At 52.9% G+C, this 26342-nt stretch carries 32 protein-coding genes; 19 read left to right on the forward strand and 13 right to left on the reverse strand.

What is annotated here, in order from left to right; genetic code table 11:
- Positions 1-42: 42 nt before the first annotated feature.
- The 4 genes from urtA to ureE form a co-directional block, all read right to left on the reverse strand.
- Positions 43-1338 (reverse strand): urea ABC transporter substrate-binding protein, encoded by a 1296-nt coding sequence (urtA, locus tag SynPROS91_RS11720; RefSeq protein WP_186517146.1) that lies wholly within the window; start codon positions 1336-1338, stop codon positions 43-45.
- A gap of 117 nt (positions 1339-1455) precedes the next feature.
- The gene (ureG, locus tag SynPROS91_RS11725; protein ID WP_186517147.1) at positions 1456-2058 is read right to left on the reverse strand and encodes an urease accessory protein UreG; all 603 of its coding nucleotides are present in this window, start codon (positions 2056-2058) and stop codon (positions 1456-1458) included.
- Positions 2058-2726, reverse strand: a complete 669-nt coding sequence (locus SynPROS91_RS11730; RefSeq protein ID WP_186517149.1) for an urease accessory protein UreF — start codon at positions 2724-2726, stop codon at positions 2058-2060. Before SynPROS91_RS11730 ends, ureG begins: the two co-directional genes overlap by 1 nt.
- Positions 2723-3190 (reverse strand): urease accessory protein UreE, encoded by a 468-nt coding sequence (gene ureE, locus SynPROS91_RS11735; RefSeq protein ID WP_186519803.1) that lies wholly within the window; start codon positions 3188-3190, stop codon positions 2723-2725. Before ureE ends, SynPROS91_RS11730 begins: the two co-directional genes overlap by 4 nt.
- A gap of 109 nt (positions 3191-3299) precedes the next feature.
- On the opposite strand from ureE, the gene SynPROS91_RS11740 reads away from it, so the two are divergent.
- From SynPROS91_RS11740 to SynPROS91_RS11765, 6 genes are all read left to right on the forward strand, one after another.
- On the forward strand, positions 3300-4205 hold the full coding sequence (locus tag SynPROS91_RS11740) for an urease accessory protein UreD (protein ID WP_186519804.1): 906 nt from the start codon (positions 3300-3302) through the stop codon (positions 4203-4205).
- A 50-nt stretch (positions 4206-4255) separates the two neighbouring features.
- The gene (locus SynPROS91_RS11745; protein WP_186517151.1) at positions 4256-4558 is read left to right on the forward strand and encodes an urease subunit gamma; all 303 of its coding nucleotides are present in this window, start codon (positions 4256-4258) and stop codon (positions 4556-4558) included.
- A 12-nt stretch (positions 4559-4570) separates the two neighbouring features.
- Positions 4571-4891: an urease subunit beta gene (locus SynPROS91_RS11750; protein WP_186517157.1), complete on the forward strand. Its 321-nt coding sequence runs from the start codon at positions 4571-4573 to the stop codon at positions 4889-4891.
- A 3-nt stretch (positions 4892-4894) separates the two neighbouring features.
- Entirely contained in the window at positions 4895-6604 is a 1710-nt protein-coding gene (ureC, locus tag SynPROS91_RS11755; RefSeq protein WP_186517159.1) for an urease subunit alpha, read from the forward strand.
- A complete protein-coding gene (locus tag SynPROS91_RS11760) occupies positions 6601-7356 on the forward strand; it encodes a type 1 glutamine amidotransferase (RefSeq protein ID WP_186517161.1) in 756 nt (251 codons plus the stop codon). Before ureC ends, SynPROS91_RS11760 begins: the two co-directional genes overlap by 4 nt.
- A gap of 156 nt (positions 7357-7512) precedes the next feature.
- Positions 7513-7692 (forward strand): DUF4278 domain-containing protein, encoded by a 180-nt coding sequence (locus SynPROS91_RS11765; protein WP_370586772.1) that lies wholly within the window; start codon positions 7513-7515, stop codon positions 7690-7692.
- Here the strand turns inward: SynPROS91_RS11765 and SynPROS91_RS11770 are convergent.
- On the reverse strand, positions 7656-7982 hold the full coding sequence (locus SynPROS91_RS11770) for a hypothetical protein (protein ID WP_186517163.1): 327 nt from the start codon (positions 7980-7982) through the stop codon (positions 7656-7658). The genes SynPROS91_RS11765 and SynPROS91_RS11770 overlap by 37 nt on opposite strands.
- Between SynPROS91_RS11770 and SynPROS91_RS11775 the strand changes: the two genes are divergently transcribed.
- Genes SynPROS91_RS11775 through SynPROS91_RS11785 form a run of 3 tightly spaced genes read left to right on the forward strand, consistent with a single transcriptional unit; the run spans position 7956 to position 11304 of the window.
- Positions 7956-9428, forward strand: a complete 1473-nt coding sequence (locus SynPROS91_RS11775) for a circularly permuted type 2 ATP-grasp protein (RefSeq protein ID WP_186517165.1) — start codon at positions 7956-7958, stop codon at positions 9426-9428. The genes SynPROS91_RS11770 and SynPROS91_RS11775 overlap by 27 nt on opposite strands.
- Positions 9422-10420: an alpha-E domain-containing protein gene (locus SynPROS91_RS11780; RefSeq protein WP_186517167.1), complete on the forward strand. Its 999-nt coding sequence runs from the start codon at positions 9422-9424 to the stop codon at positions 10418-10420. The genes SynPROS91_RS11775 and SynPROS91_RS11780 overlap by 7 nt, the downstream gene beginning before the upstream one ends.
- Positions 10405-11304 carry a transglutaminase family protein gene (locus SynPROS91_RS11785; RefSeq protein WP_186517169.1) on the forward strand — a complete coding sequence of 300 codons (900 nt, stop codon included), beginning with the start codon at positions 10405-10407 and terminating at the stop codon, positions 11302-11304. Before SynPROS91_RS11780 ends, SynPROS91_RS11785 begins: the two co-directional genes overlap by 16 nt.
- On the opposite strand, the gene SynPROS91_RS11790 is transcribed toward SynPROS91_RS11785, so the two are convergent.
- The 3 genes from SynPROS91_RS11790 to SynPROS91_RS11800 form a co-directional block, all read right to left on the reverse strand.
- Positions 11292-11783 (reverse strand): redox protein, encoded by a 492-nt coding sequence (locus SynPROS91_RS11790; protein ID WP_186517171.1) that lies wholly within the window; start codon positions 11781-11783, stop codon positions 11292-11294. The two genes, SynPROS91_RS11785 and SynPROS91_RS11790, sit on opposite strands and share 13 nt — an antisense overlap.
- A 64-nt stretch (positions 11784-11847) precedes the next feature.
- Complete coding sequence (locus SynPROS91_RS11795) at positions 11848-12900, reverse strand: GTP 3',8-cyclase MoaA (protein WP_186517179.1); 1053 nt, start codon at positions 12898-12900, stop codon at positions 11848-11850.
- Complete coding sequence (locus SynPROS91_RS11800) at positions 12897-13559, reverse strand: molybdenum cofactor guanylyltransferase (protein ID WP_255439812.1); 663 nt, start codon at positions 13557-13559, stop codon at positions 12897-12899. Before SynPROS91_RS11800 ends, SynPROS91_RS11795 begins: the two co-directional genes overlap by 4 nt.
- Before the next feature lie 153 nt (positions 13560-13712).
- Here SynPROS91_RS11800 and SynPROS91_RS11805 point away from each other — a divergent pair, with 153 nt between their 5' ends.
- Entirely contained in the window at positions 13713-15275 is a 1563-nt protein-coding gene (locus SynPROS91_RS11805; RefSeq protein ID WP_186517181.1) for an MFS transporter, read from the forward strand.
- 78 nt (positions 15276-15353) lie between these two features.
- Entirely contained in the window at positions 15354-17582 is a 2229-nt protein-coding gene (locus tag SynPROS91_RS11810) for a molybdopterin oxidoreductase family protein (protein WP_186517183.1), read from the forward strand.
- On the opposite strand, the gene SynPROS91_RS11815 is transcribed toward SynPROS91_RS11810, so the two are convergent.
- Entirely contained in the window at positions 17563-18018 is a 456-nt protein-coding gene (locus SynPROS91_RS11815; protein WP_186517185.1) for a nitrate reductase associated protein, read from the reverse strand. The two genes, SynPROS91_RS11810 and SynPROS91_RS11815, sit on opposite strands and share 20 nt — an antisense overlap.
- Before the next feature lie 111 nt (positions 18019-18129).
- On the opposite strand from SynPROS91_RS11815, the gene SynPROS91_RS11820 reads away from it, so the two are divergent.
- The 4 genes from SynPROS91_RS11820 to SynPROS91_RS11835 are packed head-to-tail and all read left to right on the forward strand — an operon-like array spanning position 18130 to position 20373.
- Entirely contained in the window at positions 18130-18303 is a 174-nt protein-coding gene (locus SynPROS91_RS11820) for a hypothetical protein (protein WP_186517187.1), read from the forward strand.
- A gap of 27 nt (positions 18304-18330) precedes the next feature.
- Positions 18331-18651 (forward strand): hypothetical protein, encoded by a 321-nt coding sequence (locus tag SynPROS91_RS11825; protein ID WP_186517189.1) that lies wholly within the window; start codon positions 18331-18333, stop codon positions 18649-18651.
- A 2-nt stretch (positions 18652-18653) separates the two neighbouring features.
- Complete coding sequence (gene moaC / locus SynPROS91_RS11830) at positions 18654-19130, forward strand: cyclic pyranopterin monophosphate synthase MoaC (RefSeq protein WP_186517191.1); 477 nt, start codon at positions 18654-18656, stop codon at positions 19128-19130.
- Entirely contained in the window at positions 19114-20373 is a 1260-nt protein-coding gene (locus SynPROS91_RS11835) for a molybdopterin molybdotransferase MoeA (protein ID WP_186519807.1), read from the forward strand. The genes moaC and SynPROS91_RS11835 overlap by 17 nt, the downstream gene beginning before the upstream one ends.
- 8 nt (positions 20374-20381) lie before the next feature.
- On the opposite strand, the gene SynPROS91_RS11840 is transcribed toward SynPROS91_RS11835, so the two are convergent.
- Together SynPROS91_RS11840 and SynPROS91_RS11845 are read right to left on the reverse strand one after the other, a co-directional pair.
- Positions 20382-20819 carry a molybdenum cofactor biosynthesis protein MoaE gene (locus SynPROS91_RS11840; protein WP_255439814.1) on the reverse strand — a complete coding sequence of 146 codons (438 nt, stop codon included), beginning with the start codon at positions 20817-20819 and terminating at the stop codon, positions 20382-20384.
- Between the two features lie 4 nt (positions 20820-20823).
- Positions 20824-21078 (reverse strand): MoaD/ThiS family protein, encoded by a 255-nt coding sequence (locus tag SynPROS91_RS11845; RefSeq protein WP_186517195.1) that lies wholly within the window; start codon positions 21076-21078, stop codon positions 20824-20826.
- A 59-nt stretch (positions 21079-21137) separates the two neighbouring features.
- On the opposite strand from SynPROS91_RS11845, the gene moaB reads away from it, so the two are divergent.
- Positions 21138-21668: a molybdenum cofactor biosynthesis protein B gene (gene moaB / locus SynPROS91_RS11850; protein ID WP_186519808.1), complete on the forward strand. Its 531-nt coding sequence runs from the start codon at positions 21138-21140 to the stop codon at positions 21666-21668.
- 79 nt (positions 21669-21747) lie between these two features.
- Here moaB and cobA read toward each other — a convergent pair whose 3' ends face one another.
- Both cobA and SynPROS91_RS11860 read right to left on the reverse strand, forming a co-directional pair.
- Complete coding sequence (gene cobA / locus SynPROS91_RS11855; protein ID WP_370586808.1) at positions 21748-22521, reverse strand: uroporphyrinogen-III C-methyltransferase; 774 nt, start codon at positions 22519-22521, stop codon at positions 21748-21750.
- An 11-nt stretch (positions 22522-22532) separates the two neighbouring features.
- Positions 22533-23219 carry a DNA mismatch repair protein MutS gene (locus tag SynPROS91_RS11860; RefSeq protein WP_186517199.1) on the reverse strand — a complete coding sequence of 229 codons (687 nt, stop codon included), beginning with the start codon at positions 23217-23219 and terminating at the stop codon, positions 22533-22535.
- Positions 23220-23261: 42 nt separating this feature from the next.
- Between SynPROS91_RS11860 and SynPROS91_RS11865 the strand changes: the two genes are divergently transcribed.
- The 3 genes from SynPROS91_RS11865 (at position 23262) to SynPROS91_RS11875 (ending at position 26341) form a co-directional block, all read left to right on the forward strand.
- Entirely contained in the window at positions 23262-23405 is a 144-nt protein-coding gene (locus SynPROS91_RS11865) for a hypothetical protein (RefSeq protein ID WP_255439815.1), read from the forward strand.
- Between the two features lie 224 nt (positions 23406-23629).
- Positions 23630-25171, forward strand: coding sequence for a ferredoxin--nitrite reductase (locus SynPROS91_RS11870; protein WP_186517203.1), 1542 nt, complete (start codon positions 23630-23632; stop codon positions 25169-25171).
- A gap of 279 nt (positions 25172-25450) precedes the next feature.
- Positions 25451-26341 carry a formate/nitrite transporter family protein gene (locus tag SynPROS91_RS11875; RefSeq protein ID WP_186519809.1) on the forward strand — a complete coding sequence of 297 codons (891 nt, stop codon included), beginning with the start codon at positions 25451-25453 and terminating at the stop codon, positions 26339-26341.
- Position 26342 lies beyond the last annotated feature (1 nt).

Raw genomic sequence — 26342 nt, forward strand, 5'->3', positions numbered from 1 at the left:
CCCTTGAATCACAAGAAGATCAAGATATCTGAGATACAGAGATCAGAGCTTGTACTTGCCACCTTTTGATGCATCAGTCCAATCACAGGCATAGCCTTTGGAATCTGGGTGAATTTGGTTCCAAGCCTGTGGTGCAATAGGTCCATCGGTCTCCTCGAGGATGTCGAACTGACCATCAGCTGTGATTTGACCGATACGGACAGTCTGAGACAAGTGATGGTTTGGCATCACTTCCACAGGACCCTGCGGTGCATCAAAGGTGATGCCCACGAGAGCTTCACGAACCTTGTTGTCATCGAAGGAGTTGGCCTTCTCGACAGCTGCTTTCCACAGATAAACCATGTTGTAGGCCGACTCCTGAGGGTCAGCGACCTGGCGGTCTTCACCATATTTAGCCTTGAAGTCTGCAGCAAACTTCTTGGATGCAGGGGTGTCGATCGACATCATGTAGTTCCAAGCGCCGTAATGGCCTTCCAGGAACTCAGATCCAATCGTGCTGATCTCTTCTTCCGCAATGGAGTAGTTCATCACGTAGTAGCCGTTGGCTGGTGTGATGCCAGCGTCCTGGATCTGCTTAAAGAAGGCGACGTTCTGGTCACCATTCAGGGTGTTGATGATGACACCGCCGTCAGGCAAAGCCTTTTTGATTTTGGCGATGATCGGTGCAACTTCTGTATTACCGAGTGGAAGGTAGTCCTCACCGACAACGGTTCCACCAAGCTGCTCAACTTGGGATTTAGTAATCGTGTTGGACGTCCGTGGGAAGACGTAATCAGAACCAACTAAGAAGAAAGGCTTGCCAGCGGCAGGCGACTTCTCATACATAAATTTGGTTGCGGGCTCCGACTGCTGGTTCGGAGTCGCTCCGGTGTAGAAGATGTTGTTAGAACACTCCTGTGCTTCGTACTGAATCGGGTAGTAGAGGAAAGCATCCTTCGATTCGTAAACCGGAAGCATTGCCTTGCGGCTAGCAGAGGTCCAGCCACCGAAAACAACAGGTACTTCGTCCTGATCGATGAGTTTTTTGGACTTCTCAGCGAAAGTGGGCCAATCAGAGGCACCGTCTTCGACGATGTAGTCAATTTTGTACTTCTTGCCATCAACTTCCACACCACCGGCTGCATTGATTTCATCAATGGCCATCTTTTCTGTATCCACCAAGGTGGACTCAGAAATCGCCATGGTGCCCGTCAAGGAATGGAGGATCCCGACAGTGACGTTGTCGTCATATTCGACGTTGGAGGCCTTCTCATCGCCACCACCGCACGCAGTGACGGCCAGACCCAGCGACGCTGCGGCCATGCCGGCAAATAGACGCTTGGACAATGATGAACTCATGAGTACCGAAAACAAGTGAAACGGCGCTTAAACGCCGGAGAACGAAAGGTACAGATCAAGAGCAAGGGGTTCCTGTATCAATCGGGACAATTTGGCCGGTAAACACCTAAATACGCTTCACTTTGGTAGCTGTTGCAACACAAACGCTTCCACGCGATCGAGTCCTTCCCCAGTTCGAAGATTGGTAAAGCACCAGGGTCGATCCCCCCGCATCCTCAGCGTGTCCTGTTCCATGACTGCTAGATCGGCACCAACGAGAGGAGCCAGATCAATCTTGTTAATCACCAATAAATCCGACCGTGTAATTCCTGGGCCACCCTTACGTGGAATCTTGTCCCCAGCCGCTACATCAATCACATAGAGACAAAGGTCCACTAATTCGGGACTAAAGCTGGCCGCAAGATTGTCGCCACCGCTTTCAACCATCACCAGATCAAGCCCAGGGAACTGACGCTCCAGGTCACTCACAGCAGCTCGGTTGATGGAGCAGTCTTCTCGTATCGCCGTATGGGGGCACCCCCCGGTTTCAACACCACGGATCCGCTCCGGCTCCAACACACCTGAGCGCGTCAGGAATTGGGCATCCTCTTGCGTATAGATGTCATTGGTCACTACCGCTAATTGCAGGCGATCGCGCAATCTCCTGCAGAGCGCTTCCACGAGCGCTGTCTTGCCAGAGCCCACCGGACCGGCGACGCCAAGCCTGAGTTTGCTGCTCATCAGCTCCGGAACAATCGTGAATACAACTCAGCATGAGCCAACTGGGCGAGCCCTGCACCAGCACCACCACTCCAAAGTGCCTTCGGATCCTGAGCTCTCAAAACAAGAGCCTGTGAACTGATCATCGGCATCAATTGCTTCTGGATCCTTTGAGCCGTGGTGGGGCCAATTGGAACTAAGCGGACCGCTGCACTGAGCTGATTCGCAACCCAGCCATACAAATAACCCTCAACCATCTCCAGCTCAGAAATCTTCAAGGAAAGGGCTGCCCACGCCCAGGCCGCGGGCCAAGCCAGAACCACTGGTTGAGGCAATGGATGTCCAAGATCAGCCATCAACTCCAGCAATGAACCGCCCATCTGTGTTTGCTGGGCACGCATCTCAGCCGACTCCCTCACAGCCAGCAACCAGCCATCCAAAGAGATCAAGTCGCTGGGCATCACTGACCGTTCTTCCTCCCAGCTTTGAAGTTGAACGCGCAATGGATTTAACGCCGCAGCCTCCAACCTCAGTGCACCCCTCTGAAGCTCAGCTTCAATCCAATGTTGAAGATCGCATGCATCGATCAGAGAACCGTTTTGGATCAAAACTTCAAGACCCTCGGAATAACTGAATGCACCAACGGGCAAGGCAGGACTCACCAACTGCAGTAATGCAAGCGATGTCATGAGTGCTGATGACCGATATAGGCACCGCCTTCAGGCATGAATGGACGACAGCACCGTGTCACCTTCAATCCACGACCGTTGAGCATGGTGGCGAGCACGGAGTCATCGAGCAACAACAGCTCATGCTCATGCAACTCAAGAGCCACATGGCGATTTCCTAGGTGATAAGCAGCCTCAAGCAATGCCAACGGCGTTGCTGCCTCCACTCGCAACAACTCCTCAGGAGCAGCGGTAACCAGCACATGCAGCTGCTCATGCGAATCGGTAAGGCGATCACCAGGCATCAAGGCGCGCTCGCGCGGCAACTGCAACAACACCTCTCGACCACAGGCTGTGCGACGACGGCCACGCAGCACCGTGCGCTGGTGGGCGCTCAGCGGCAACTCCATCACCGAGAGGCTGCCGTTGGGCGATAACTCCTCAGACCTGAGGCGATGGTCCAAAACGATCAAGCCAACATCCAAGGGTTTAGACAACCAACAAGATCACACAACAAAGACTGCCCAAACAGCACACCATCGTTTGGTAGTGCTTGCTACAGAGCTGAGGAGTGTTGGCGTCGAGCGTGCCTCCATGCATCGACTTGATCCATGGCACGGCACCTGCAACTTGCAGTTTTTTGCAGGCAGCAGCGGCAGTCAGCATCAAGGGGGCTGCACCGCTCCCCTGAAATTGATGCGCGCCGAGCGTGGAGAGAACGGGCGTTGCGAGCTGCCACTGCTTCACACCGCTGGTGGCCTCGTGGGGGGAGACCAATTGAGCATCAACCTGACGTTGAAACGAGATAGTCGCTGCCTGATCACCAGCGTGGCCGCTCAAAAGGTTTATGGATCAGTAGGTCGCAGCAAGCTCAACCCCCAGGGAGCTTGGGCCCATCAAAACGTGAAGGCGAACCTTGATGCAGGGAGTGATTTGGAGTGGCTTCCCCAAGAGCTTGTGCTCTATGCGGACGCACTATTTGAGCAAAACCTAAGCATCACGTTGCCGTTAAATGGCTCGTTTCTCAGCGCGGAAATCGTACGTCTGGGGCGCACTGCCGCAAACGAAACATTGGGGAAGGGCCGCTGGAGATCAAGTATTGAGCTCCAACGCCGAACGCCTGAGGGAAGACGCTGGGAACTCGTTGACAGACTGGAAATCAGCGACGAAGCGCTGAATGGGGTCCATGGACTAAATCAGCAACCCGTCTTTGGCACCTTGGTTTGGGCGGCACCCTTCCCTCTCCAAACAGAAAGGATCAACACCCTCCTCGATGCGGTTCGGGAGGATCGCAAGGAACTCGAAGGAAGCATGCATTGCGGCGTTCTCCCCCAGGGCCTGATCGCCCGTTACAGCGGTTTATCAAGCCGTGATGCCCGTTTCTGGTTCAGCAGAATCTGGGCTCGAACCCGTCAGGAACGAGACCTGGCAGCGCCACAGATTCCCAGGGTCTGGCCTTTGCAAGAGCATCCATTGAGGCCAGCAGAAGGTTCATTCTGAACCTTCTGCTGGCCCAGAGAGAGAGAAACTAAAGTCAGTGCAAGGTCACCATGCACCTCAGCCCTCAGGAAAAAGACAAACTGCTGATCGTTACCGCCGCCCTCCTGGCGGAACGTCGTCTCAACCGTGGACTCAAGCTCAACCACCCTGAAGCCGTAGCTTTGCTCAGTTTTTTGGTCCTTGAAGGAGCCAGAGATGGCAAGAGTGTGGCCGACTTAATGCAAGAAGGCAGCACATGGCTGAGACGCGACCAAGTGATGGAAGGAATTCCAGAACTCGTTAACGAGGTTCAAATCGAGGCGGTTTTTCAGGACGGAACCAAGCTTGTGACCTTGCATGATCCGATTCGCTGAGGCTTCCTCTGAATGGCACTCCTGATCCCCGGTGAACTGCTAGCCGAACCCGGTGAGCTTGAACTCAACGCCAACAGAGAGGTCACAACCCTCACCGTTGCCAACAGTGGCGACCGCCCCGTGCAGGTGGGATCCCACTTTCATTTCCAAGAAGCCAATGCTGCCCTGATCTTTGACCGTGACGCTGCACGCGGCCAAAGGCTTGACATTCCAGCTGGTACGGCCATTCGCTTCGAGCCCGGTGACAACCGCGACGTGAATCTGATCCCATTTTCTGGAGCACGCCGCGTGGTCGGCTTCAACGGACACATCAACGGACCCCTCGACGCCTGATTCATGCCCTACCGCATCTCCCGCCAGGCCTACGCCGAAACCTATGGGCCAACCACTGGAGACCGCATTCGTTTAGCGGACACCGAACTCATCCTTGAAGTGGAGAAGGACTTCACCACCTACGGCGATGAGGTGAAATTCGGCGGCGGAAAGGTGATTCGAGATGGGATGGGCCAATCCCAAACCTCCCGGGCTGACGGCGCCGTTGACACCGTGATTACCAATGCCCTCATTCTTGATTGGTGGGGCATCGTCAAGGCCGATATCGGCCTCAGGGATGGCCGCATCGTTGGCATCGGCAAGGCCGGCAACCCCGACATCCAGGAAGGCGTCACCATCGTGATTGGACCCGGCACCGAAGCGATTGCTGGTGAAGGGCACATCCTCACCGCTGGTGGCATTGACACGCACATCCATTTCATCTGCCCCCAACAGATCGAAACAGCCCTAGCCAGTGGTGTGACCACCTTGATGGGCGGCGGCACCGGACCGGCCACAGGGACCAATGCAACCACATGCACCCCTGGTGCATTTCATATCAGCCGAATGCTCCAGGCCGCCGAGGGGCTGCCCGTCAACCTGGGATTTTTCGGAAAAGGAAATGCCAGCACCCCTGAAGCCCTAGAAGAGCAAGTGCGCGCTGGTGCCTGTGGACTGAAGCTTCATGAGGATTGGGGCACGACACCTGCCGCCATTGATGCCTGCCTGTCGGTAGCCGATCAAATGGATGTGCAGGTTTGCATCCATACCGACACGCTCAACGAAGCCGGCTTCGTTGAAGACACCATCGCCGCGATCAAAGGCCGCACGATTCATACCTTTCACACTGAAGGGGCTGGCGGCGGCCATGCACCAGACATCATCAAAATCTGCGGCGAAGCGAACGTGCTTCCCAGCAGCACGAACCCCACCCGGCCCTACACCCGCAACACACTCGAAGAACACCTCGACATGTTGATGGTGTGCCATCACCTTGATCCCAAAATCCCAGAAGACGTGGCCTTTGCGGAATCACGCATCCGCCGCGAAACCATTGCTGCTGAAGACATCCTTCACGACCTCGGCGCCTTCTCGATCATCGCCAGCGACTCCCAAGCGATGGGACGGGTGGGAGAGGTGATCACACGCACCTTCCAGACCGCCCACAAAATGAAGGTTCAACGCGGAGCCTTACCCGAGGACTCAAGCCGAAACGACAACCACCGCCTAAAGCGCTACATCGCAAAGGTCACGATCAATCCAGCAATCGCCCATGGCATCAGCAGTCAGGTGGGGTCTGTGGAGACAGGCAAACTCGCCGATCTGGTGCTCTGGAAACCAGGATTCTTTGGCATACGACCTCAACTCGTTGTGAAAGGCGGTTCGATCGTCTGGGCCCAAATGGGTGATGCCAATGCCTCAATCCCCACGCCAGGTCCTGTGCATGGGCGACCAATGTTTGCAGCCTTCGGCAAAGCCCTTGCGCCCAGTTGCCTCACCTTCATGAGCGATGCAGCCATGAACGACAACATCCAAAGCAAACTCGGGCTGGAACGCACCTGTATCGCCGTAGAACACACCCGCAACGTGGGCAAAAGTGCACTCAAACTCAATTCAGCCCTACCCAACATCAGCGTGGATCCGCAGACCTATGAGGTATTTGCCGACGGTGAACTACTCACCTGCGAACCAGCAGAGGTGTTGCCCCTCGCCCAGCGTTATCTGCTGCTGTGACCACCACCCTGTTGGTGATCCAGCACGTTGATCGCGAGGGAGCTGACTTGATTGGCACCATCGCCGACGAGCGGGGAATGACGATCAAAATCCTGCGACCAAACCGAGGCGATACCCTCCCCGATCCCAGCACCTGCCCAAACACAATCGCATTGGTGCTGGGGGGGCCGATGGGGGTGAACGATCGCCACCGATCCAACCTGACCTGGCTTCAAAGCGAACTTGATTGGCTGGTGGAATGGCACCGACAGAGGAAACCGGTCATCGGCATCTGCCTCGGAGCGCAACTGCTGGCCGTTGCAGCGGGAGGAACCGTTGAACCGCTGCAGGTTGGAGAGCCACCCCAACCGCTGCTGGAAGTGGGCATCGGTGCGATCCACTGGGTGGTCGATCCAAGCGACGATCCCTCGCTGCGGGGGCTCCACGCCAGCGAGCCGGTGCTGCATTGGCATGGCGACCGTATTCGCCTACCTAAGGAGGCCAGCCTGCTGGGCTCATCTCTGCACTGCCCAGAACAACTCTTCCGAATCGGCGACCATGCCGCAGGAGTGCAGTGCCACTGGGAGGTCACCGCAGAATCACTGAAGCGCTGGATCGCTGATGACCAGGACTACGTGGTGGGCGCCCTAGGCCGCGATGGCCCTGCCCTACTGAGGCAACAGTGGACCACCATCGGAGCAACGGTTGAACGCCGCGGCCGGATTGCCATGGGTCAAATCCTGACGGACTTAACGAACCAGCTCCATACATAAAACAAGACGTTTTCATAACTTTGTATCGAAGCAAACGCCAAAGATCTGGTGAGATTCGAATACTTACGCTGTATCAGCTGATACGCAGCGTTCACCTCGCTCCCTTGCGAGGCGCAGTTCGACTCAGGCCATGGAACGGGGACCTGAGCTTGCTTCGTGGAACGTCTTATGACCACTCTTCTGTACCGGGGCCACACCTACCAGCAACTCAATGACGCAGCACACAAAGCCAATGTGCAGCTCACCTATCGCCGCAGTGTGTATCAAGCACATCAGGTGGAGGCCCAGAAAAGGTCCGTTCAACTGACGTACCGCGGCCTCTCATACATCCGCTGAATCGTCCGGTTCAAAGTGCGCAGTTCTGACAACTCATCGCGCCACTGTTGCGCCCAGAGATCCTGACTGCGCTCATAAATCACCATCAGTTCGTCCACCACTTGATCGCGATCGTGCACTCGCAAATCGAGCAATAGGTGATCGATACGACCAAAAGGCAGAAGCCAAGCTTGAGTTAAAGGAACGATCCAGGAATCAGTAACAAACAACACCTGAGCAAGAGGCACTCCAGTTTTTGGATACCCCCAATAACCGTTAGTGCGATGTTCAAGGAATACCGGCCATCCCATGGATATGACGAGTATTTCTGCAGAAAGCAGGCTGCCCCGCGTGCAGATTTAGAGCCTCTGCTCAACTCACTCGGTGCCATCGGCTTAGCAGAACTCCAACGTAACCATGCCTCTGCCAGCAATCTGTTGAGACGGCTTGGAGCCACGTTCAGAATCAACGGCTCAGGGCCCCGCGAAGCAGAACGCATCCTTCCTTTTGATCCCTTGCCCAGATTGATTCATAAAAGTGAGTGGAACACATTAGAGGAGGGTTTACTGCAACGCCTTGACGCAATTGATCATTTTTTGGCAGATATTTATGGGCCACAACACATTCTTAACGATGGGGTAATCCCTAGAGAAGACGTAGAAAGTTCTCAGGGTTGGCGACCAGAAATGCAAGATATCGAATTACCGTTGGGACGCTGGTGTCATGTGTCTGGACTTGACTTGATCAGGGATGGTGACGGCAATTGGCGAGTCCTGGAAGACAACTTGAGATGTCCCTCAGGAGTAGCTTATTTCCTCGAAAACCGTCGTGTTATGAAACGATTATTTCCGAGTCTTTTTGTGGGTAGTCACATCCAAGCGATCGACGATTATCCTTCTCATTTACTGAGAACACTCCAAGACCTGGCCTTCTGGAGTGACTCTCCACGCGTGGCTTTACTCACTCCAGGAGTGTTCAACAGCGCCTATTTCGAACACAGCTACCTCGCCCAGCAAATGGGAGTCACGCTCGTGGAAGGTAGAGACTTGATCTGTGAGAACGGATATGTATGGATGCGCAGCACAGAGGGATTGCAGCGAATTGATGTGATCTATCGACGGATTGACGATGACTTTCTCGATCCCAATGTGTTCCGCCAAGATTCCATCCTTGGAGTGCCTGGCCTGATGGACGCGATGCGCAAGGGCAACGTTGCTATCGCCAATGCACCAGGAACAGGCGTTGCCGACGACAAGCTCATTTACGCCTACGTTCCCAAGATGATTCGCTACTACCTCGGGCAGGAACCCATCATCGAAAACGTGCCCACCTATCTCTGCTCCAGGCCAGATGACATGACCTACGTGCTGGAACACCTCGGATCACTCGTGGTGAAGTCGGTCGCTGAAGCAGGGGGCTATGGAATGTTGATCGGTCCCCACGCCTCAACAAACGAAATCGAGGCCTTTGCCGAGAAGATCAAGGCTCATCCTCGAAATTTCATCGCACAGCCCACATTGCAGCTCTCCACAGTTCCATCCATCAGTGAGGGTGAGCTCTATCCGTGTCATGTGGACTTACGTCCTTATGTTCTGCGTGGAAAAAGCAGCTGGGTCAGTCCAGGTGGACTCACCCGCGTCGCCTTAAGACGTGGCTCTTTAGTGGTGAATTCCTCCCAAGGCGGCGGTTGCAAAGACACCTGGGTGGTGAGTGATCGACAAGCACCGATTGAACATCTGGAGGCCATGCCGTGTTGAGCCGCGTCGCGGACTCCCTCTATTGGATCAACCGTTTTGTAGAGCGCGCCGAAAACATCTCTCGCTTTCTCGAGGTAAGCAATGCGATGGCTTTGGACAATCCCAGCGGCAACGCTGAACCCTGGTTGCCCTTAATCGATGCGAATGGTGATCGCCAGCACTTTGATCAAAGCTATCCGCGTCGATCGTCAAAAGATGTCAGAGATTTTTTGCTTCTAGACCTCGACAACCCCAACAGCATTGTGAGCTGCATCTCGAATGCACGCGAGAACGCCCGCCAAATCCGTGATGTCATCTCTACTGAGATGTGGGAACACATCAACGATCTCTTTTGGAGTCTTCAAGACGGAGAAGTTCTATGGAGTGAACCAGACCAAGAGCAACTTCGAACGATTCGTCGCGGTTGCCAACTGTTCTATGGCATCACTGACGTCACACTCAGCCGCGATCAAGCCTGGTTGTTTAGCCGTCTAGGCCGGCTGATTGAAAGAGCCGATAAAACCTCCCGAATCCTTGATGTGAAGTACTTTCTGCTGTTACCAGTCCCCAGCGCAGTGGGGGGAGTGCTGGATGAGCTGCAATGGATTGCTCTTCTCCGTACCGCTGGGGCTTATCAGATGTATCGGCAGAGCGTCCAACAAGCAATCAGTCCCATTTCAGTGGCACGTTTTCTTCTGCTGGATCCGATTTTTCCCAGATCCGTACGGTTTTGCTTGCAAGAGATCAACGACACCCTGGAGCGAATTCAACACAAGCCCATTCCAGGTTCACCTGACGACCTCGAATGCCTGCGCGGTCAGCTCGTGGCCAAGTGGAGTTATGTCCGCATTGAGTCTCTGATCAACCGCGGTTTGCATGAAGTGATTGATCAACTGCAGACCGATCTCAATCAACTGCATGGGCTCATTCAGAAAAGCTATTTCCCCACCGCCGATCACACACCGCAGGACCTCTCAACCATTTCGACAGACCCATCATGCTCGTTGAGCTGACCCACACCCTTACGTATCAATACGACGCACCCATCAGTCTTGGAGCACACCGCCTGTGCCTCCAACCCAGAGGTCACGGTCATCAGCGGCTCCTTGAGCACGAGCTGATCGTGTCTCCAGAACCAAGCCATCAGCATGCTCTCGTAGCAGCCAGTGGAGATGAGATTCAACGGATCTGCTTTCAAGGTACAACGAGTCATTTGTGCATCGAGGCTCACAGCAAAGTGGAAACCCAAGCTGCAAGGGCACTTGAAGAATGCTTCACCCCACTGAATCCTCCGCTCCCCTACCCCCGCGGACATCTCAATCGTGATCTATACGGTGCGCTGGAAGGCTGGTTACCAAACGGTCAGCACGATCCCTCAGCCGTAGCCCTAGCCCAAGACGCCTTGATGGGAGGAAACCAGCAAACCTTGCCGTTTTTGCGCGAACTGATGGCGACCATTCAAGACCGTGTGAAATACACCGAGCGACATTTAGGTCGAGCCTGGCCAGCCGGCCGAACCCTGAGAGAAAGGGTGGGTTCTTGCCGAGATTTAGCCATGTTGATGGTGGAATGTTGTAGGAGCGTTGGTCTGCCTGCACGGTTCACCAGCGGGTATCAACTCACCGATCCTGCCCCCACTGACTATGACCTTCATGCCTGGGCCGAGATCTATCTTCCCGGAGCAGGCTGGCGTGGTTTTGACCCCAGCGCTGGATGCGAAATCAGCGAGCGCTACATCGTGCTAGCCAGCTCATCAAATCCAGAACTAACCGCTGCTGTTTCAGGCGATTTCAAAGGTCCACCCAACACCATCAGCAACCTCAACTGGACAATCAAGGCACAGGTCTTAAGTTGGCCGCCCGAGGACACGGCTCAAGAGACAACTCACGCTGCCTGAAGGACAGGTGCAAGACCATGCAATAGCGGACGCGCTGCCGCTTTTGAAGTGACTTGATAGAGCTTTGGGATCTTCAGGCTGTTGTAAACACGGAACTCTCTATCTACACATACATTGGAATTTCGCTTGGCCTGATTAAGAACAACAGATCCATCGGGATCAGACAAAGAGCGATGGAATGTTCCTCTTGGAATATTGAGAATGTCACCACCACTGTCCAAACGAACGATGTGAAAAGGATGCTCCCAAGCCAAGTTCACCAAATAAAAAGTTCTTCCACCACTGGCGGCGAGAAGATTATCGTCCTGATGAGGATGCAGATAAAACTGCCATGCCCCACTATCTTCAGCATCCGGCGGACTCACCGCTGGCCCACGGTGAACAACTAAGTCGCGAGCATTCGAATCAGGAATCGTGACATCAAAAAAACGAACAGATGGGGTATCTCGAAAACGCGTGTACGGAATAAGTTCAAACATCTCAACAAAGATTTAGAACCCAGGTTTAACGCCGATATCTCTTTCAATCCGTAGCAAAGGCCACTCATCCACCCAAATAAGCCATCTCAGCATGATGATTCCCTTTCTGCATCAATCCACGCTCTTCACTAAAACGATCTGAACGCCCAGTCCACAGCTGAGCCATCACCTCTGCAAGCTCCGAGTCGGAGACCTCCATACGAAGCCATGGACGCAAATCAAGGCCTTCACTCGCAAATAGACAGGTAAAGGCTTGCCCATCTGCAGTGATCCTAAGACGATTGCAATCAGAACAGAATGGCTCCGTAATTGAAGCAATTGTGGCAATAGACCCTTCACCATCTTGATAAAGCCATTGACTACTTGTTCCCCCAGGTTGTCGACCAATGGATTGAAGCGGCCAATGGCGATGAAGGAGCTGAATCATCTCGTTCGCTGGCATCACCTGATCACGACACCAGCCATTGCGATTGCCTACATCCATATATTCGATCAGACGCAACTGCAATCCTTGTTGTCTGGCCAGCTGTGCCAAGGGAATCAACTGATCGTCATTGCAGCCTCGTTGGATCACGGCATTGAGCTTCAGACTTCCATGCGCAGGGTTGTACCCAGCAGCACGAGCCGCATCAATGCCAGCCAACACCCGCTCCAACAGAGCATTCCCAGCCTCAGGACCAGAACGCAAGCCAGCCATTCGCGCGATACTCGCGCCGTCAACAGCATCCAAGCTGATCGTAATACGATCGACTCCTGCCGCGCGCAAACGTCTCACCCTCTCATCATCGAGAAGAGAACCATTGGTGGTGATGGCAACCTCTTTCAAACGACTGAAAGGGTGAGCAGCCGTCTGCCTTCCAAGCGAGAGGGCATCAAGAAGCGGCCAAAGGCGGTCGGTGAGCAAGGGTTCACCACCGGTGAGTCGAAGCGTATGTGCTCCCAATTGACAGGCCGCTTGGATCAAGCGAAGTTGATCGCGTGTGTGCAACAAACCCGGAGGTTCAATACTTTCAGGGCAGCAATATGGACACGCTAAGTTACATTTAGCGGTTAGGGACAACCTTACAACCCCCAACGGCCTAGCCAAGAGATCAAGAACACGTGTTGGCTTTATCATTCTTCGAGAGTTGCTAGATCAGAAGGACAATTGACATTGCGCAACGGCCCCATCGGCAGAGCAAGAACCCGATACGGAACCCTCCCAAGCCAATCATGCATGCTCAGCCGATGATCAGCCAGCTGACGCAATAGGGGTTCTCGATAAATGCTGTCATTGGGGTAAATAGCAAACAGGGGTTGAAGCTGTCTACTGTCATGCGACACCACAGCCAAGGAAGGCTGCTCCTGCCAAGCACGAATCAGCTGGATCAGAACCCAAGGCTCTAACCAAGGCATATCAACAGGAAGGACGAGTGAAGCAAGAAACTTCTCCTGACCAAAAACAGCCGACAAAGCAGCCAAAGGCCCCTGACCAGGGAAGGGATCCAATCTGCACTCAACCCCATCAAACCTTGAAGCCAACTGATGATGACTGGAAATTGAGCTAACCACATCAACTGGCAGATCTAGGCGACGGCACAAACCAATACTGTGCGACAACCAACAGCCACCTTGTGGGTGAGGCAAGAGTGATTTGTCTCGTCCCATGCGACGACTCATCCCTCCGCAAAGCAGACAAGCTCGAAGCCCCTGCACCGATAACACATCCATCTCCATCAAAAGATTGGACATCTCAGAGGCCAAAATGTAGCGAAGAAGACGAAAGACCAAGGACAAGCATCTTCACCTCCTTGCATTCCGTATCCATTGAAACCAAGGCAATGACGATCCAATGATGAAATATAAAGGCGGTTTGCATGTGCGCCGCAACTTGATTCCTCAGCGCATTTTTTAGAAGCCGGGGTTTAATTACACACACAATTACCCCCCATGCTTGGAGAACTCTGGTCGTTCCAGGGGAGATACAGAACTCTTCATCTCACCTGGTTCGCATTTTTTCTGACCTTTGTTGTCTGGTTCAACCTGGCTCCTTTGGCTACCACCGTTAAAGCCGATTTAGGCTTAACTCTCGGTCAAATCCGTACCGTTGCGATCTGCAATGTGGCGCTAACAATCCCAGCCCGCGTTCTGATTGGAATGCTCCTCGACAAATACGGGCCTCGACTGACCTATTCCAGCCTGCTGGTTTTTTCAGTCATTCCTTGCCTGATGTTCGCCTCAGCCCAAGATTTCAATCAATTAGTTGTTGCACGCCTGCTTTTATCCATCGTGGGTGCAGGCTTTGTAATCGGGATCCGCATGGTTGCCGAATGGTTCCCTCCAAAAGAGATCGGTCTGGCTGAGGGGATTTATGGCGGTTGGGGCAATTTCGGATCAGCGTTCTCGGCCCTAACACTCGTAGGACTGGCCGGGTGGCTCTCGTTCTCAGGCGGTTTTGAACTTCCCTCAGGCGCTGTCCTTAATTGGCGTGGTGCTATTGCTCTTACGGGAATTATTTCTGCCGTATACGGCTTTATTTATTACTTCAACGTTAGCGATACACCTCCTGGTAAAACGTATCAAAGGCCTGAGCGCACAGCAGGCTTGGAAGTCACATCAATGCGTGATTTCTGGGGATTGCTGGGAATGAATGTTCCATTTGCAGCCATCCTCTGTGTACTCTGCTGGCGCTTACAAAAGGTTGGTTTCCTGAATGCAGGAACCTATCCACTGGCCTTAGGTGCAGTTCTGATCTGGTTTATCTTTCAAACCTGGGGAATTATTCGCACCAATCGAGAGCTGATCATGGGTACGAAGACGTACCCCAAAGAAGATCGCTATGAATTTAAGCAGGTTGCCATTCTTGAACTCACATACATTGTGAACTTTGGATCAGAGTTGGCAGTAGTTTCGATGTTGCCAACATTCTTCGAAACCACTTTTGATCTCCCAAAGGCAACCGCGGGCATCCTTGCCTCTTGCTTTGCTTTTGTGAATCTTGTCGCTCGACCTGCCGGCGGTCTGATCTCCGACAAGCTCGGCAGTCGTAAGAACACGATGGCATTCTTAACCGGAGGTTTAGGGATTGGTTACCTCGTCATGAGCATGATCAAACCTGGCACGTTCAGTGGAACAACAGGGATCATCATTGCTGTGTTGATCACCATGCTTGCCTCCTTCTTCGTTCAATCAGGAGAAGGGGCTACGTTTGCACTCGTTCCTTTGGTAAAGCGACGCGTCACAGGACAAGTCGCTGGTTTGGTTGGTGCTTATGGCAACGTTGGAGCCGTGACTTATCTCACAATTTTTAGTCTGCTTCCGATGTGGATGGGTGGGGGTAAGGATCCTTCACCAGAAATCATCGCAGCCTCCAATAGTGCTTTCTTTCAAGTCTTGGGGGTCGCTGGCCTGATTGTTGCTTTCTTCTGCTTCTTTTTCCTCAAAGAACCCAAGGGTTCCTTCGATGACCTTCATGAAGGAGAAACAGCGAATCCTGAATTCGCTAACAATTAACACCAACGATCTACTCATAACTTAATCACACCCTGTGGCTTTGGCACAGGGTGTTTCTAATTCGCCTATATCAAAACCATGGCAGAGCCAAACACAACCATTCGCAGTCAATGTCCTTATTGCGGAGTGGGGTGTGGTTTGGACTTGCGACCACCGGCAAAAAAAGGGGAAGCCGTCCGTCGAGATGCTGATGGAACTCCCATGTGGACAGCTAGAGGAGATCGACTGCATCCATCAAGTCTCGGCCAGGTTTGCATCAAGGGGGCCACAGTCGGAGAAACCCTGTCAAGGGGAAGACTGGATCAACCCCTTGGTCGAACCAGTCTTGATGACGACTTCCAACCGATCAGCTGGGATGAAGCTCTTGATCGCATCTCAAATCAAATCAAATCAAGTCTGAAATCCAAGGGACCAGACTCCATTGCAATGTATGGCTCCGGACAATTCCACACTGAAGACTATTATTTGGCGCAAAAACTACTCAAAGGAGCGCTAGGAACTAACAACTTTGACGCTAATTCAAGACTCTGCATGAGTTCTGCTGTTGCGGGTTACACCCGCAGCTTGGGTTCAGATGGTCCCCCATGTAGCTATGAAGACCTAGACCACTGCACTGTGGCATTCCTGATCGGAACCAACACCGCTGAATGCCATCCAGTGCTCTTTCAACGATTACTAAAACGCAAAAAGAAACATCCCGGCTCGGTCACCATCGTGGTGGTGGATCCGCGCCAAACCGATACAGCAAAGGCAGCTGACATTCACCTAGCAGTAGCTCCTGGGAGTGACCTTGCTCTGCTTCACGGCATCGCCCACCTGGTAATGCGTGAAAACGGACAAGATCCTACCTTTATCGATGACTGCACAGACAACTACGACTCCTTTTTTGATGTCGTAGCCCGTTGGACGCCTAGACGAGTGGCCTTGTTTTGTGGCATTCCAGAAAAACGCCTACGAGAAGTCGCCCAACTTTTTCATCGCCGCGAAAAAGTCTTGAGCCTCTGGTCTATGGGAGTGAATCAACGGCGAGAAGGAACCGCAGTAGTGGGTGGAATCATCAATCTGCACTTATTAACAGGCCAAATTGGCAAAGAAGGAGCCGGACCCTTTTCTCTAACCGGACAACCCAACGCCATGGGAGGCAGAGAAGCCGGCGGACTCTCCCATCTTCTTCCTGGATATCGTCAAGTCACAAACCCAGCGCATCGAGCTGAAGTCGAGCAAACCTGGGGATTTCCTCAAGGGAAAATTGCACCCGAGCCTGGCCTAACGGCCTGGCAACAGGTGGAAGCGATGGAGCGAGGAGATCTTGATTTGTGGTGGGTTGCTGCGACCAACCCTCTCGTAAGCATGCCAGATCTCGAGCGCGTTAAAGCAGCGATGAAGCGCTGCCCATTGGTCGTCGTTAGCGAAGCCTATACAGACTCCGAAACATCCCATTACGCCCATCTCCTTCTACCAGCCGCTCAATGGAGCGAAAAAGCCGGAACCATGACCAACTCTGAGCGAAGAGTGACTTACTGCCCTGCATTTAGGAATCCCCATCGAGAAAGCCGTGCTGATTGGGAGGTCTTTGCCGAGATCGGACGGCGACTTGGTTTCAAAGAACAATTCGCATACAACTCTGCAGCCGAGGTCTATACAGAATTCACAGCACTAACGAAAAAGCGGTTGTGTGATGTTTCAGGGTTAAGTCATGACGTTCTGGCCAAAGAAGGACCACAACAATGGCCATTTCCACAAGACAGTTCACCATCTCAAGATTCAAAACGGCTGTACACCAATCAGAAGTTTTCAACCGCGAATGGACGAGCACGGTTCTGTACCGACCAACCACGTGGTCTTGCAGAACCACCCTGTGACACCTACCCACTGGTGCTCACCATTGGCCGATATCTGGGGCAGTGGCACACCATGACGCGCACCGCGAAGGTGAAGCGCTTAACAAAGATGCACCCCGAACCCCTGCTTGAAATTCACCCAAAGGATGCCGATCAGTTCGCTGTTGAACATGGCGAACTCGCCGCCATCAGCTCACGTCGCGGACAACTCACCGCTCGCGTGCTGGTCACAAACAAGATCCGAAAGGGCACGGTGTTTCTTCCCATGCATTGGGGCTTTACGCAAACTCAAGCCTGTGAGGTCAATGCGCTAATGCATGACCATGCTTGCCCCATTTCGAAACAACCTGAATTGAAGGCCAGTGCCGTCATCGTGGCCCCCGCTGTCTCCGTCATTAAACCCATCGAACAGCAAGGCAATCGCTTAAAAAGATTGCGACGCATGATCATCCCAGCATTTCGCTGAACGCAGCATCCAAATTGTGGTGATCATGGCCAGGACGCGCCAATTTACACAAAGCAAAACGCTCTAATTCAAACAAAGACGCCCATTGGCTAACACTAATCTCAATCGATTTCTTTCGAGCCGATTCCTTCACAATGCTGGGTAGCTCTCCCAACACTTGCCAAGGTTCATCCACCGCAATCGGCAAGTCTTTTGCCATCCCCTCTGCCATCAACCGAGTGAGCAGTCGCAAGTGCTCACGCAATGCATTCAAAGCTGGCAACTCATCAGGCCAATCCACAAGCATTTGGCGCTGTTCCTGAGTGAGCTCAAGCCAATGGCTCAATTTTAGTTTGACACCGATGAGATCTAGTTTCCGGCGCACACAAAGAGGAATGCAACGCCAGTTCCCCACAAAATCCTTCTCAAATCCAAAGCAATGACTGGCTTGATTCATGCATTGAACGACGCAAAATGTTCGCATTGAACCATTTGTAGACATCGCCCTCGAAATGGTTTCATTCGCAACCTCGAACTTCAACGTTCAAAGAGAAGATTTTGCGATCTTATGGCCTCTTCGATGCGTTTAGCCATTTCACTTGGACTTCTGCTTGGCTCTCTTCACGGTTGGTATACCAGCGAAGCCAATGCACATGCAGGCACGCCCTACGGCATCAAGAATGTGAATTATCCTGGAGCTTTTGCTGCATTTGGTAGCGATTCACTCAACACGTTTCCATAGTGAGAGTCTGAATTCTTCGATTTAGGCATGAACTCTGGGGTCGTCTCTACAGGAAATCGCAGCCAAATCGCAATAGCGACGGGCTTTCTAGGAGCCTTCATTGTTGGCTCACTTGCGGTACAAATGGTGCTCAGTCAAGGCGGGGTTGCGATCGACGGCACTAGACCCAATGCACAAGTGGAGCCAGTGATTGCTTCACCAGCCACCCTCTGGGCCGATATGGGATCCCGCAGCGAGTTGGTTGAGCAACTTTCGTCATCAACGGCCACCAACGCATCGCCAAAAGCCGTAGTCGATCCAGTTGTGGGATCTGAGGCAACGCTTTGGTCTGCCTTAGGAAGCCGCTGAACATGGAAGAAGGCCTCACTCACCTCAACACATCAGGGGAGGTTCACATGGTTGACGTGGGTGATCGCCGTCCAACGAAACGCGAAGCAACCGCTAGGGGCTGCCTTCAAATGCAGCCAACCACGCTGGAACTGATCCGTTCCGGCAACACACCGAAAGGTGATCTCCTCGCTGTTGCGCGAGTCGCAGCCATACAGGCGGCGAAACGGACCTGGGAACTGATTCCCCTTTGCCACCAATTACCACTCAGTGGTGTGGAGGTCACGATTGAACCGGATTCCTCCCTACCGGGACTCATCCTGTGTTGCCGGTGCCGCACAACAAACAACACGGGTGTGGAGATGGAATCCATGACAGCAGTGTCCATTGGATTACTCACGCTTTACGACATGCTCAAGTCCATTGATCCAGGGATGACCTTGGGTCAGATCGCTCTCACCCATAAAGATGGAGGTCGCAACGGTGCCTGGTCCCGTTGAGCCCTATGGACGCGAAGGATTACCTCTTAGCGAAGCCAGACATCGTCTTCTTGCAGACATCAGCCCAATCAATGCGTTAGATAATTTGCCTCTTGATGAGGCGCTTGGGCGCGTCAATGCCAAGTCAATCAACGCTCCTGTCTCGATCCCAGGGTTCCGAGCCTCAATCATGGATGGGTACGCCTTAGGGCAACACCATCAACCGAGAGTCGGTCAACAATGGACCCTTCAAGGTCGATCAGCTCCTGGCTCTCCATTTGATCGGGTCTTAAACGCTGGTGAAGCCATCCGTATCTTGACCGGAGCCCCCCTCCCAGAAGGAGCAGGCTGGGTCTTGCCACAGGAATGTGTGGAGACCAGCCAAACGCAACTGACCTTGGCTGCTGAAGTCTCGGATCAACCCTGGATCCGAGCCGAAGATGAAGAATGCAAAGCCGGGGATCGATTGATAAATCATGGCCAGCGCTTAACGCCTTCCCAGCTAGGACGCCTAGCAGGTTGCGGTGTAGCCACGCTTGAGGTCCATCGCAAACCTCGCATTGGCCTCCTGATCAGCGGTGATGAGCTCGTGCCAGCCGGGCTAGAGCGACGAGCAGGAGCCATATGGGAAAGCAATAGCACCCTGCTTGAGGCGATCTTGAACAGCCTCCACCAGGTAGTGCATACAAAATGCGTGGTTCCCGATCAACCAGAAGAATTGCGGCGAGCCTTAGCTGAACTCAGCAAAACCTGTGATGTTGTGGTGAGCACAGGAGGGATTTCAGCAGGAGAAAGTGACTGGATCCGAGCGCTTGTGAACGAATTAGGGCAAGTGAGTTTCTGGAAACTGTTTCTGAAGCCGGGACGCCCCTTTGCCTTCGGCCACATCAAAAACCAGGAAGGGACCGTGCCTTTCTTTGGCCTCCCGGGAAACCCTGTTGCTGCAGCGATCACAGCCCTACAACTGCTCTGGCCAGCCTTACAGATCTTGGAGGGTCAACAGGAGCCTGAGTACTTTCCACGCATCAAAGTCAAGCTGGCCAACGCTTTGGCTCGTCGGCCAGGACGACCCGAACTAGCCCGCGCTCGCTTGGAGGTCAATGCCAACGGAGAGCTCATGGCTCGGGTGAGCGATTCGCAAGCCTCATCCCGCATTGGCTCCCTGGTTCAGAGCGATCTATTGCTGGAAATTCCCGCAGAGACAGGAGGGTTAAAAGCCGGTGAGAGTCTTTGGGCGCAACTCATACGATCCCGCCTCCTCTAAGAAGACAATCAAAGTGGCGTATTTCCGCTAACCCACGAGCCTTGTCCGTTCCTCCACTCTTTTTTCCAGAAAGGGGCCTGATGCTTGATCGCTTCCAGCAATGACATGCAACAACGTTGCGCAGGGCCACGGCGATCAGCTTCAACAGCCACAAGCACGATCACCTCAGTCGGCAACAAGCGTCCAACCCGATGCATCACAAGTGCTCGCGTAGCACCTTGAGCCATCAACAACCTTTCCGCATCCTGACGGATCAGACCCTCGCACAGCCCTGAATAGTGCGTGAGCTCTAGAGCTTCAAGAGAACTCCCATTTTCAGCAGCAGGCCGAACACGTCCAATGAATGAAGCTGAAGCAGCAGCATTCGATGACCAATCAGACAACTGAACCCAAGGATCAAAAGAATGGCGGTGAATCTCAACTATTAAATCTGGCTTTCGTGTCATCGCTTCAACCACCAGTAAAGGGTGGGAGAAATGCAACTTCATCACCTATTTGAACAGGCGTAAGTGGACTCACCAACTGCTGATTGATTGCAATCTGAACGGATAATGGACGAGGCCCAAGCTCCAATTGATGCCAAATATCTTCAGCCGTCACAACATCTTTATCAGGAATAAAGATGCACTGTTCGTCCCAACCAGCTTGATCACGAAGCGAAGCGAACAACAACACCTGAAGAGTTCTGTCAGAAGATTTCGTCATAGCGATCAACTACAAGCTCAGCTTCGTTCTAGCGTTATCTAACCCTCGCGATCTTGGAGCTGGCTCTTTCAATTGCTGTCCTCACCATTTCCGACCGACGCACCAGAGCGGAAGACACCAGCGGTGATGCACTGGAACAACGCCTCACGGCCGCAGGCCATCAACTCAGTGATCGACGGATCTGCCCTGATGATCGCTACCAGATCCGCTCAGAACTCAGTCAGTGGATTGCCAATCCAACCGTTGATGTTGTGATCACAAGCGGCGGAACAGGCCTGACCGGCCGAGACGGAACCCCAGAAGCGATCGCCCCTTTGTTGGACAAAACCATCGACGGTTTTGGTGAACTCTTCCGCGTTCTTTCCTACGAGAGCATTGGGACCAGCACGTTACAAAGTCGATGCTTAGCAGGCGTCGCCAACGGAACCATCATCTTCGTGCTTCCAGGTTCTTTAGATGCCGTTCAAACAGCTTGGGACCGACTGATCTCCAGCCAATTAGACGCGAACACGCGTCCTTGCAATCTCGTACAACTTCTGCCTCGACTACGAGAAGCATCCTGGAGAGCCCCAGTGAATTCTGATCTGTAAATCCAGATCTGTGAATCCTGATTCAGTCGTTGGGACACCTCAAAGCTCTACGTCGTCTCTGCTTCCAAAGGCACAGAATTTAAAATGGAATCGGCATGGTGACCGCTGCAGGCTCAGGGGCACAAGCATCAACTTGATGATTGACCACGTCTCCCACAACAACGATCGAAGGGGAGGCAAATTGTTCAGTCCGAGTAGCGGCTGCCACTTCACGTAAGGGTGCCTTCAAGCAACGCTGACCAGCGACTGTGCCCTGCTGAATGACAGCGACAGGGGTACTTCCATCAAGACCACCAGCCATCAATTCCTCGGCAATTCGCGGCAAATTATGCAAACCCATATAAATCACTAAACCATCACTCGCGGTGGCAAGAGCTTGCCAATTCACGGACGGTCGACGCTTGTCGATCTCCTCATGACCCGTCACGAAGGTGACCGATGAGCCTGCTCGTCGATGCGTCACCGGTATTCCGGCATAGGCCGGAGCCGCAATTCCTGCCGTCACGCCCGGCACGACCTCAACAGCAATGCCATGGGAAACCAGATGGGCTGCTTCCTCTCCACCACGACCAAACAGGAAGGGATCGCCGCCTTTTAAGCGGACCACCGTTTGATGGCGCTGACCCAAGGCAACAAGAACTGAATTGGTACTGGGCTGAGGCACGGAATGGTGTCCGCGACGCTTACCGACAAAGTGCCGTTCACATGAGTCTGGGACGAGATTAAGCACCTCACTTGGCACTAGGGAGTCGTAGACGAGGGCATCACAACATTGCAGTAGACGATGAGCCTTCAAGGTGAGCAGGTCGGGATCTCCTGGTCCAGCTCCTACGAGATACACAGTTCCCGTCATGGTCGAGTCAGTCACGGCAATAGGGCAAGACAATGAATAAGTCCCTGCCGAAGCTGGGGATCTTCAAGGAGGGATGGCAAACCACCAGCCTGACGCAACGCCTCAGACATCCGATTAGGCGCCAAGGAAAGAGGTAATGGAACCACGTTGGGATGGTCATTAGCAAACTGGTCCCAGGCATCAAACGGAACCACAGGCAAATCAAAGCGACGCTGAATTGAAGCGAGGAAACGATCTGAAATCCCTGGCCTCAATGGATGATGAACCAACGCCAGAGAAGGATGCTTCGCAGCAACATCCTCAATCCAACGCGACATCAGAACCCACCAACAATCCCAGGCGCCCAGAAAAGGAAGCGACTTCACCACAACACCCTCAGCCTTCAACCGATTACGAATCAGCGGGACGTCACTGCGTGCATGACTGCCAGGGAGCAAGAGCAAAGGCACAAGCCACTGGCTGCCGCACTGCACTGGAGACGGATGCTCGGCAGTCAGCACTTCCAATTCAACTGGGGCCGCTCGGCGCTCAGCGACAGCCACCACAATTTGCTGCAAACAAGGTGGTACCAATCCACCTGAACGTCCATGGATCACAAGACGAAGGGCTGTTGCGCCACTTAATTCGCCACGTTTACGTAACAACGGCCACGGATCTGAAGCCCCTTGAGCTGATGTAGTCAGGTGGTTTCCATTCATGCATGCATGACTAACTACCGCAGAAGGCATTCTCGCGCTCCCATGCAGTCAACCGCTCGCAGCAATCGAGCACCGCAGCGATTCAAGAATGATTTTGATCGCGATTTAGCGGCCATGGCAAGGGTTTGGTCCATGCTCCGCCATGGTGCCGTTCGCTGGATCGGAGAAATAGGTCGCCAATACTGATTCAATTCTCTGCCGTTGTGAACAGATCAATCGAGCCAGAAATCAGGGAACTTCCTTGTATCGAATTAGACAAAATTCCGAGCTTGTTGTCACCATTTTGGTTCGATCGGATACCGAAACATCACCCCACAGATCGCTATAAACCTTTTCTCAGCACGCATACCTCTCTCTGATGTGCTGGAAATCTCGCTAATCGACGAATTCCCGTACCAGACATCAGCGCTATGAGCATTCAAATGCCCACAAGACCATTCCTAGAAAACAAGAAGCTCAATAAAATTGAGCAAAATAAAGCTGCAAAGGACGGATTACTTGTAGGTGATGAAATTGAAGAATTTGCAAGAATTGGCTGGGAAGAAGTTGATGAAACCGATCTTCAACTTCGCCTAAAATGGTACGGAATGTTCTGGCGCCCAAAAACCCCAGGCAAGTTCATGCTTCGCTTGCGGGTACCGAATGGGGTCATCAACCACCAACAACTCCGTGTTGTCGCCTCAATCGTTGAGCGCTACGGAGACAACGGAAGCTGCGACATCACAACACGCCAAAACTTACAACTTCGCGGCGTGCTACTGGATGATTTGCCAGACATTCTCAAACGGCTAAAGGATGCTGGACTGAGCTCCATCCAATCGGGTTTTGACAATCCTAGGAATGTAACTGGAAATCCCCTTGCAGGAATTGATCCGAACGAAATTATCGATACACGGCCATTCACCACCGAGCTTCAAAACTTTCTCACCAACCACTGCGAAGGTAATCCAGAGTTTTCGAACCTTCCACGCAAATGGAATACAGCTGTAGCTGGAGCAAAAGATAACTTTCTACTTCACAACGACATCGTCTTTCATCCGGTTGAACGAGATGGTGTTTTGGGTTTCGGTGTATGGATCGGTGGAATCCTCTCTTCACAGATGAATGCTTATGCCATCCCCCTGAATGCCTGGGTGAAGCAGGATGAAATTTGCAAAATGACCGATTGCGTCATTCGCCTTTGGCGTGACAACGGCGAGCGTGACAAACGCCCCAAAGGCCGCTTCCGCATGTATCTCGACCAACTAGGTGTTGACACTTTTAGGAGCAAAGTGGAAGGCCTCTTTGGTCCTCTCATAGAGGATCCAGGATCAGTTTTTAATTCCACACCACGTTCTCACTACGGAATCCACCCACAAAAAAATGCAGGTGAGTTTTTCGCAGGGCTCCACGTAAGCGTTGGACGACTTACAGCAACCGACCTTCACGATTTAGCCACTGCAAGCTTGGATTACGGAACTGGCGAAATTCGCCTAACTGAAGACCAGAACGTGATCATCGTGGGACTTTCAACAACCAATCTGGATCGCTTCAAAGCAGATCCATTGTTGCAACGCTTCCCTCTTAAACCAGGTGCCATTGCAGCTGGAACAGTCTCCTGCACAGGGAATACCTACTGCAGTTTTGGTCTAACCAACACGAAAGACCAAGCCATTGCAGCTGCAAAAAAACTTGATGCAGATCTCGAATTACCCGAAGAGCTCAAGATCCATTGGACGGGTTGCCCTAATACCTGTGGCCAAGCCTTCATGGGTGCGATCGGCCTAACGGGCACCAAAGCTAAAAACAGTCAGGGCGAAATGGGTGAGGCCTACACCCTGAGCATCGGAGGATCTCAGGGTGAAAACCCGCAGATCGGCGAAGTGCAGCACAAAGCAATTCCCGCAGAAGACATTCAAAACGTTCTTCGACAGGTACTCATCGAACAATTCGGTGCAAAGCCTCGGGCTTAAGCGAACCGAATTAGGCCTACGACGTTAAACCGTGGCGCTTTGTTTTGAAGCCATGGTGCAACGTCTCTAAAAGTCAAACATTTACTCATTTCTCAATGACTTTAAAAGTTGATTTCCTATCACGCTTTGTCAATTGGCTTAGCGCAAGCGGTGAAGACAAAGCACCAATTTCTGTAGCACCACAGCATCAAGATGTCTTCTCACGCTTCATGAATCGCGTCAGCGGTTGATTCCCTTTTATTTACTAAATACCCAATCATGAGTGCATCAGCTTCCCAGATGGACTATGTCCTGCCCAATGAACTCGTCGACGGCATGATTGCCGCCGGCGGGAAAAAAGCGACCGTCAGCGTCAAAAACCTGCTCATTCGTGGCTTTTATTCCGGCGCCATTCTCGGCCTTGCTGTGATCCTTGCCCTCACAATTGGTCTCAAGAGTGGCCAACCTTGGTTGGGATCCCTGCTCTTCCCCTTCGGCTTTGCCAGCATCGTGCTGTTTGGCATGGAGCTTGTCACTGGCAACTTCGCGCTTCTACCCATGTCCACATGGGCTGGTAAGAGCACCTGGAGAGCCACGTTCCGAAACTGGGGTTGGGTCTGGCTGGGCAACTGGATCGGCACTGCTGTAGTTGCCTTGATCATGGCGATCAGCCTGACCAGTGGTGGCACCGTGGATCCCGCCTCCGCTGCCGATGGTGGTGGCATGTGGCAACAGGTGGCTGCGAAGATCATTGCCCTCAACAAAACCAACGTTGTTACCAAGTACGAGAACCTTCAATCCATGGGCTTCTTCTTGGCCTTCCTGCGTGGAGTTGTTGCCAACTGGTTGGTTTGCCTAGGCGTCACGATGGCTCTTGTGAGCAAAAGTGTTCCCGGCAAATTGCTGGCCTGCTGGTTGCCAATTACGGCCTTCCAATCGATGGGCATGGAGCACATCGTGGTGAACCAGTTCCTTCACACTGCTGGTCCGATCCTGGGTTCCGGTGTGGGCTTCGGTCAGGTGATTTTCTGGAACTTCTTGCCAGTCACCCTGGGCAACATCGTTGGCGGCATGGTGTTCATTGGCATGCTCTTCTACAGCACCCACCGCACCAAGATTTCTGATGTGCTCCCAACAGAGCATGATGAAAAACTAGAACGCGAACTGGCCGCTGAGCTCGGCGCCCGCTGAT

This window comes from Synechococcus sp. PROS-9-1 (assembly GCF_014279775.1).
GTDB lineage: Bacteria > Cyanobacteriota > Cyanobacteriia > PCC-6307 > Cyanobiaceae > Synechococcus_C.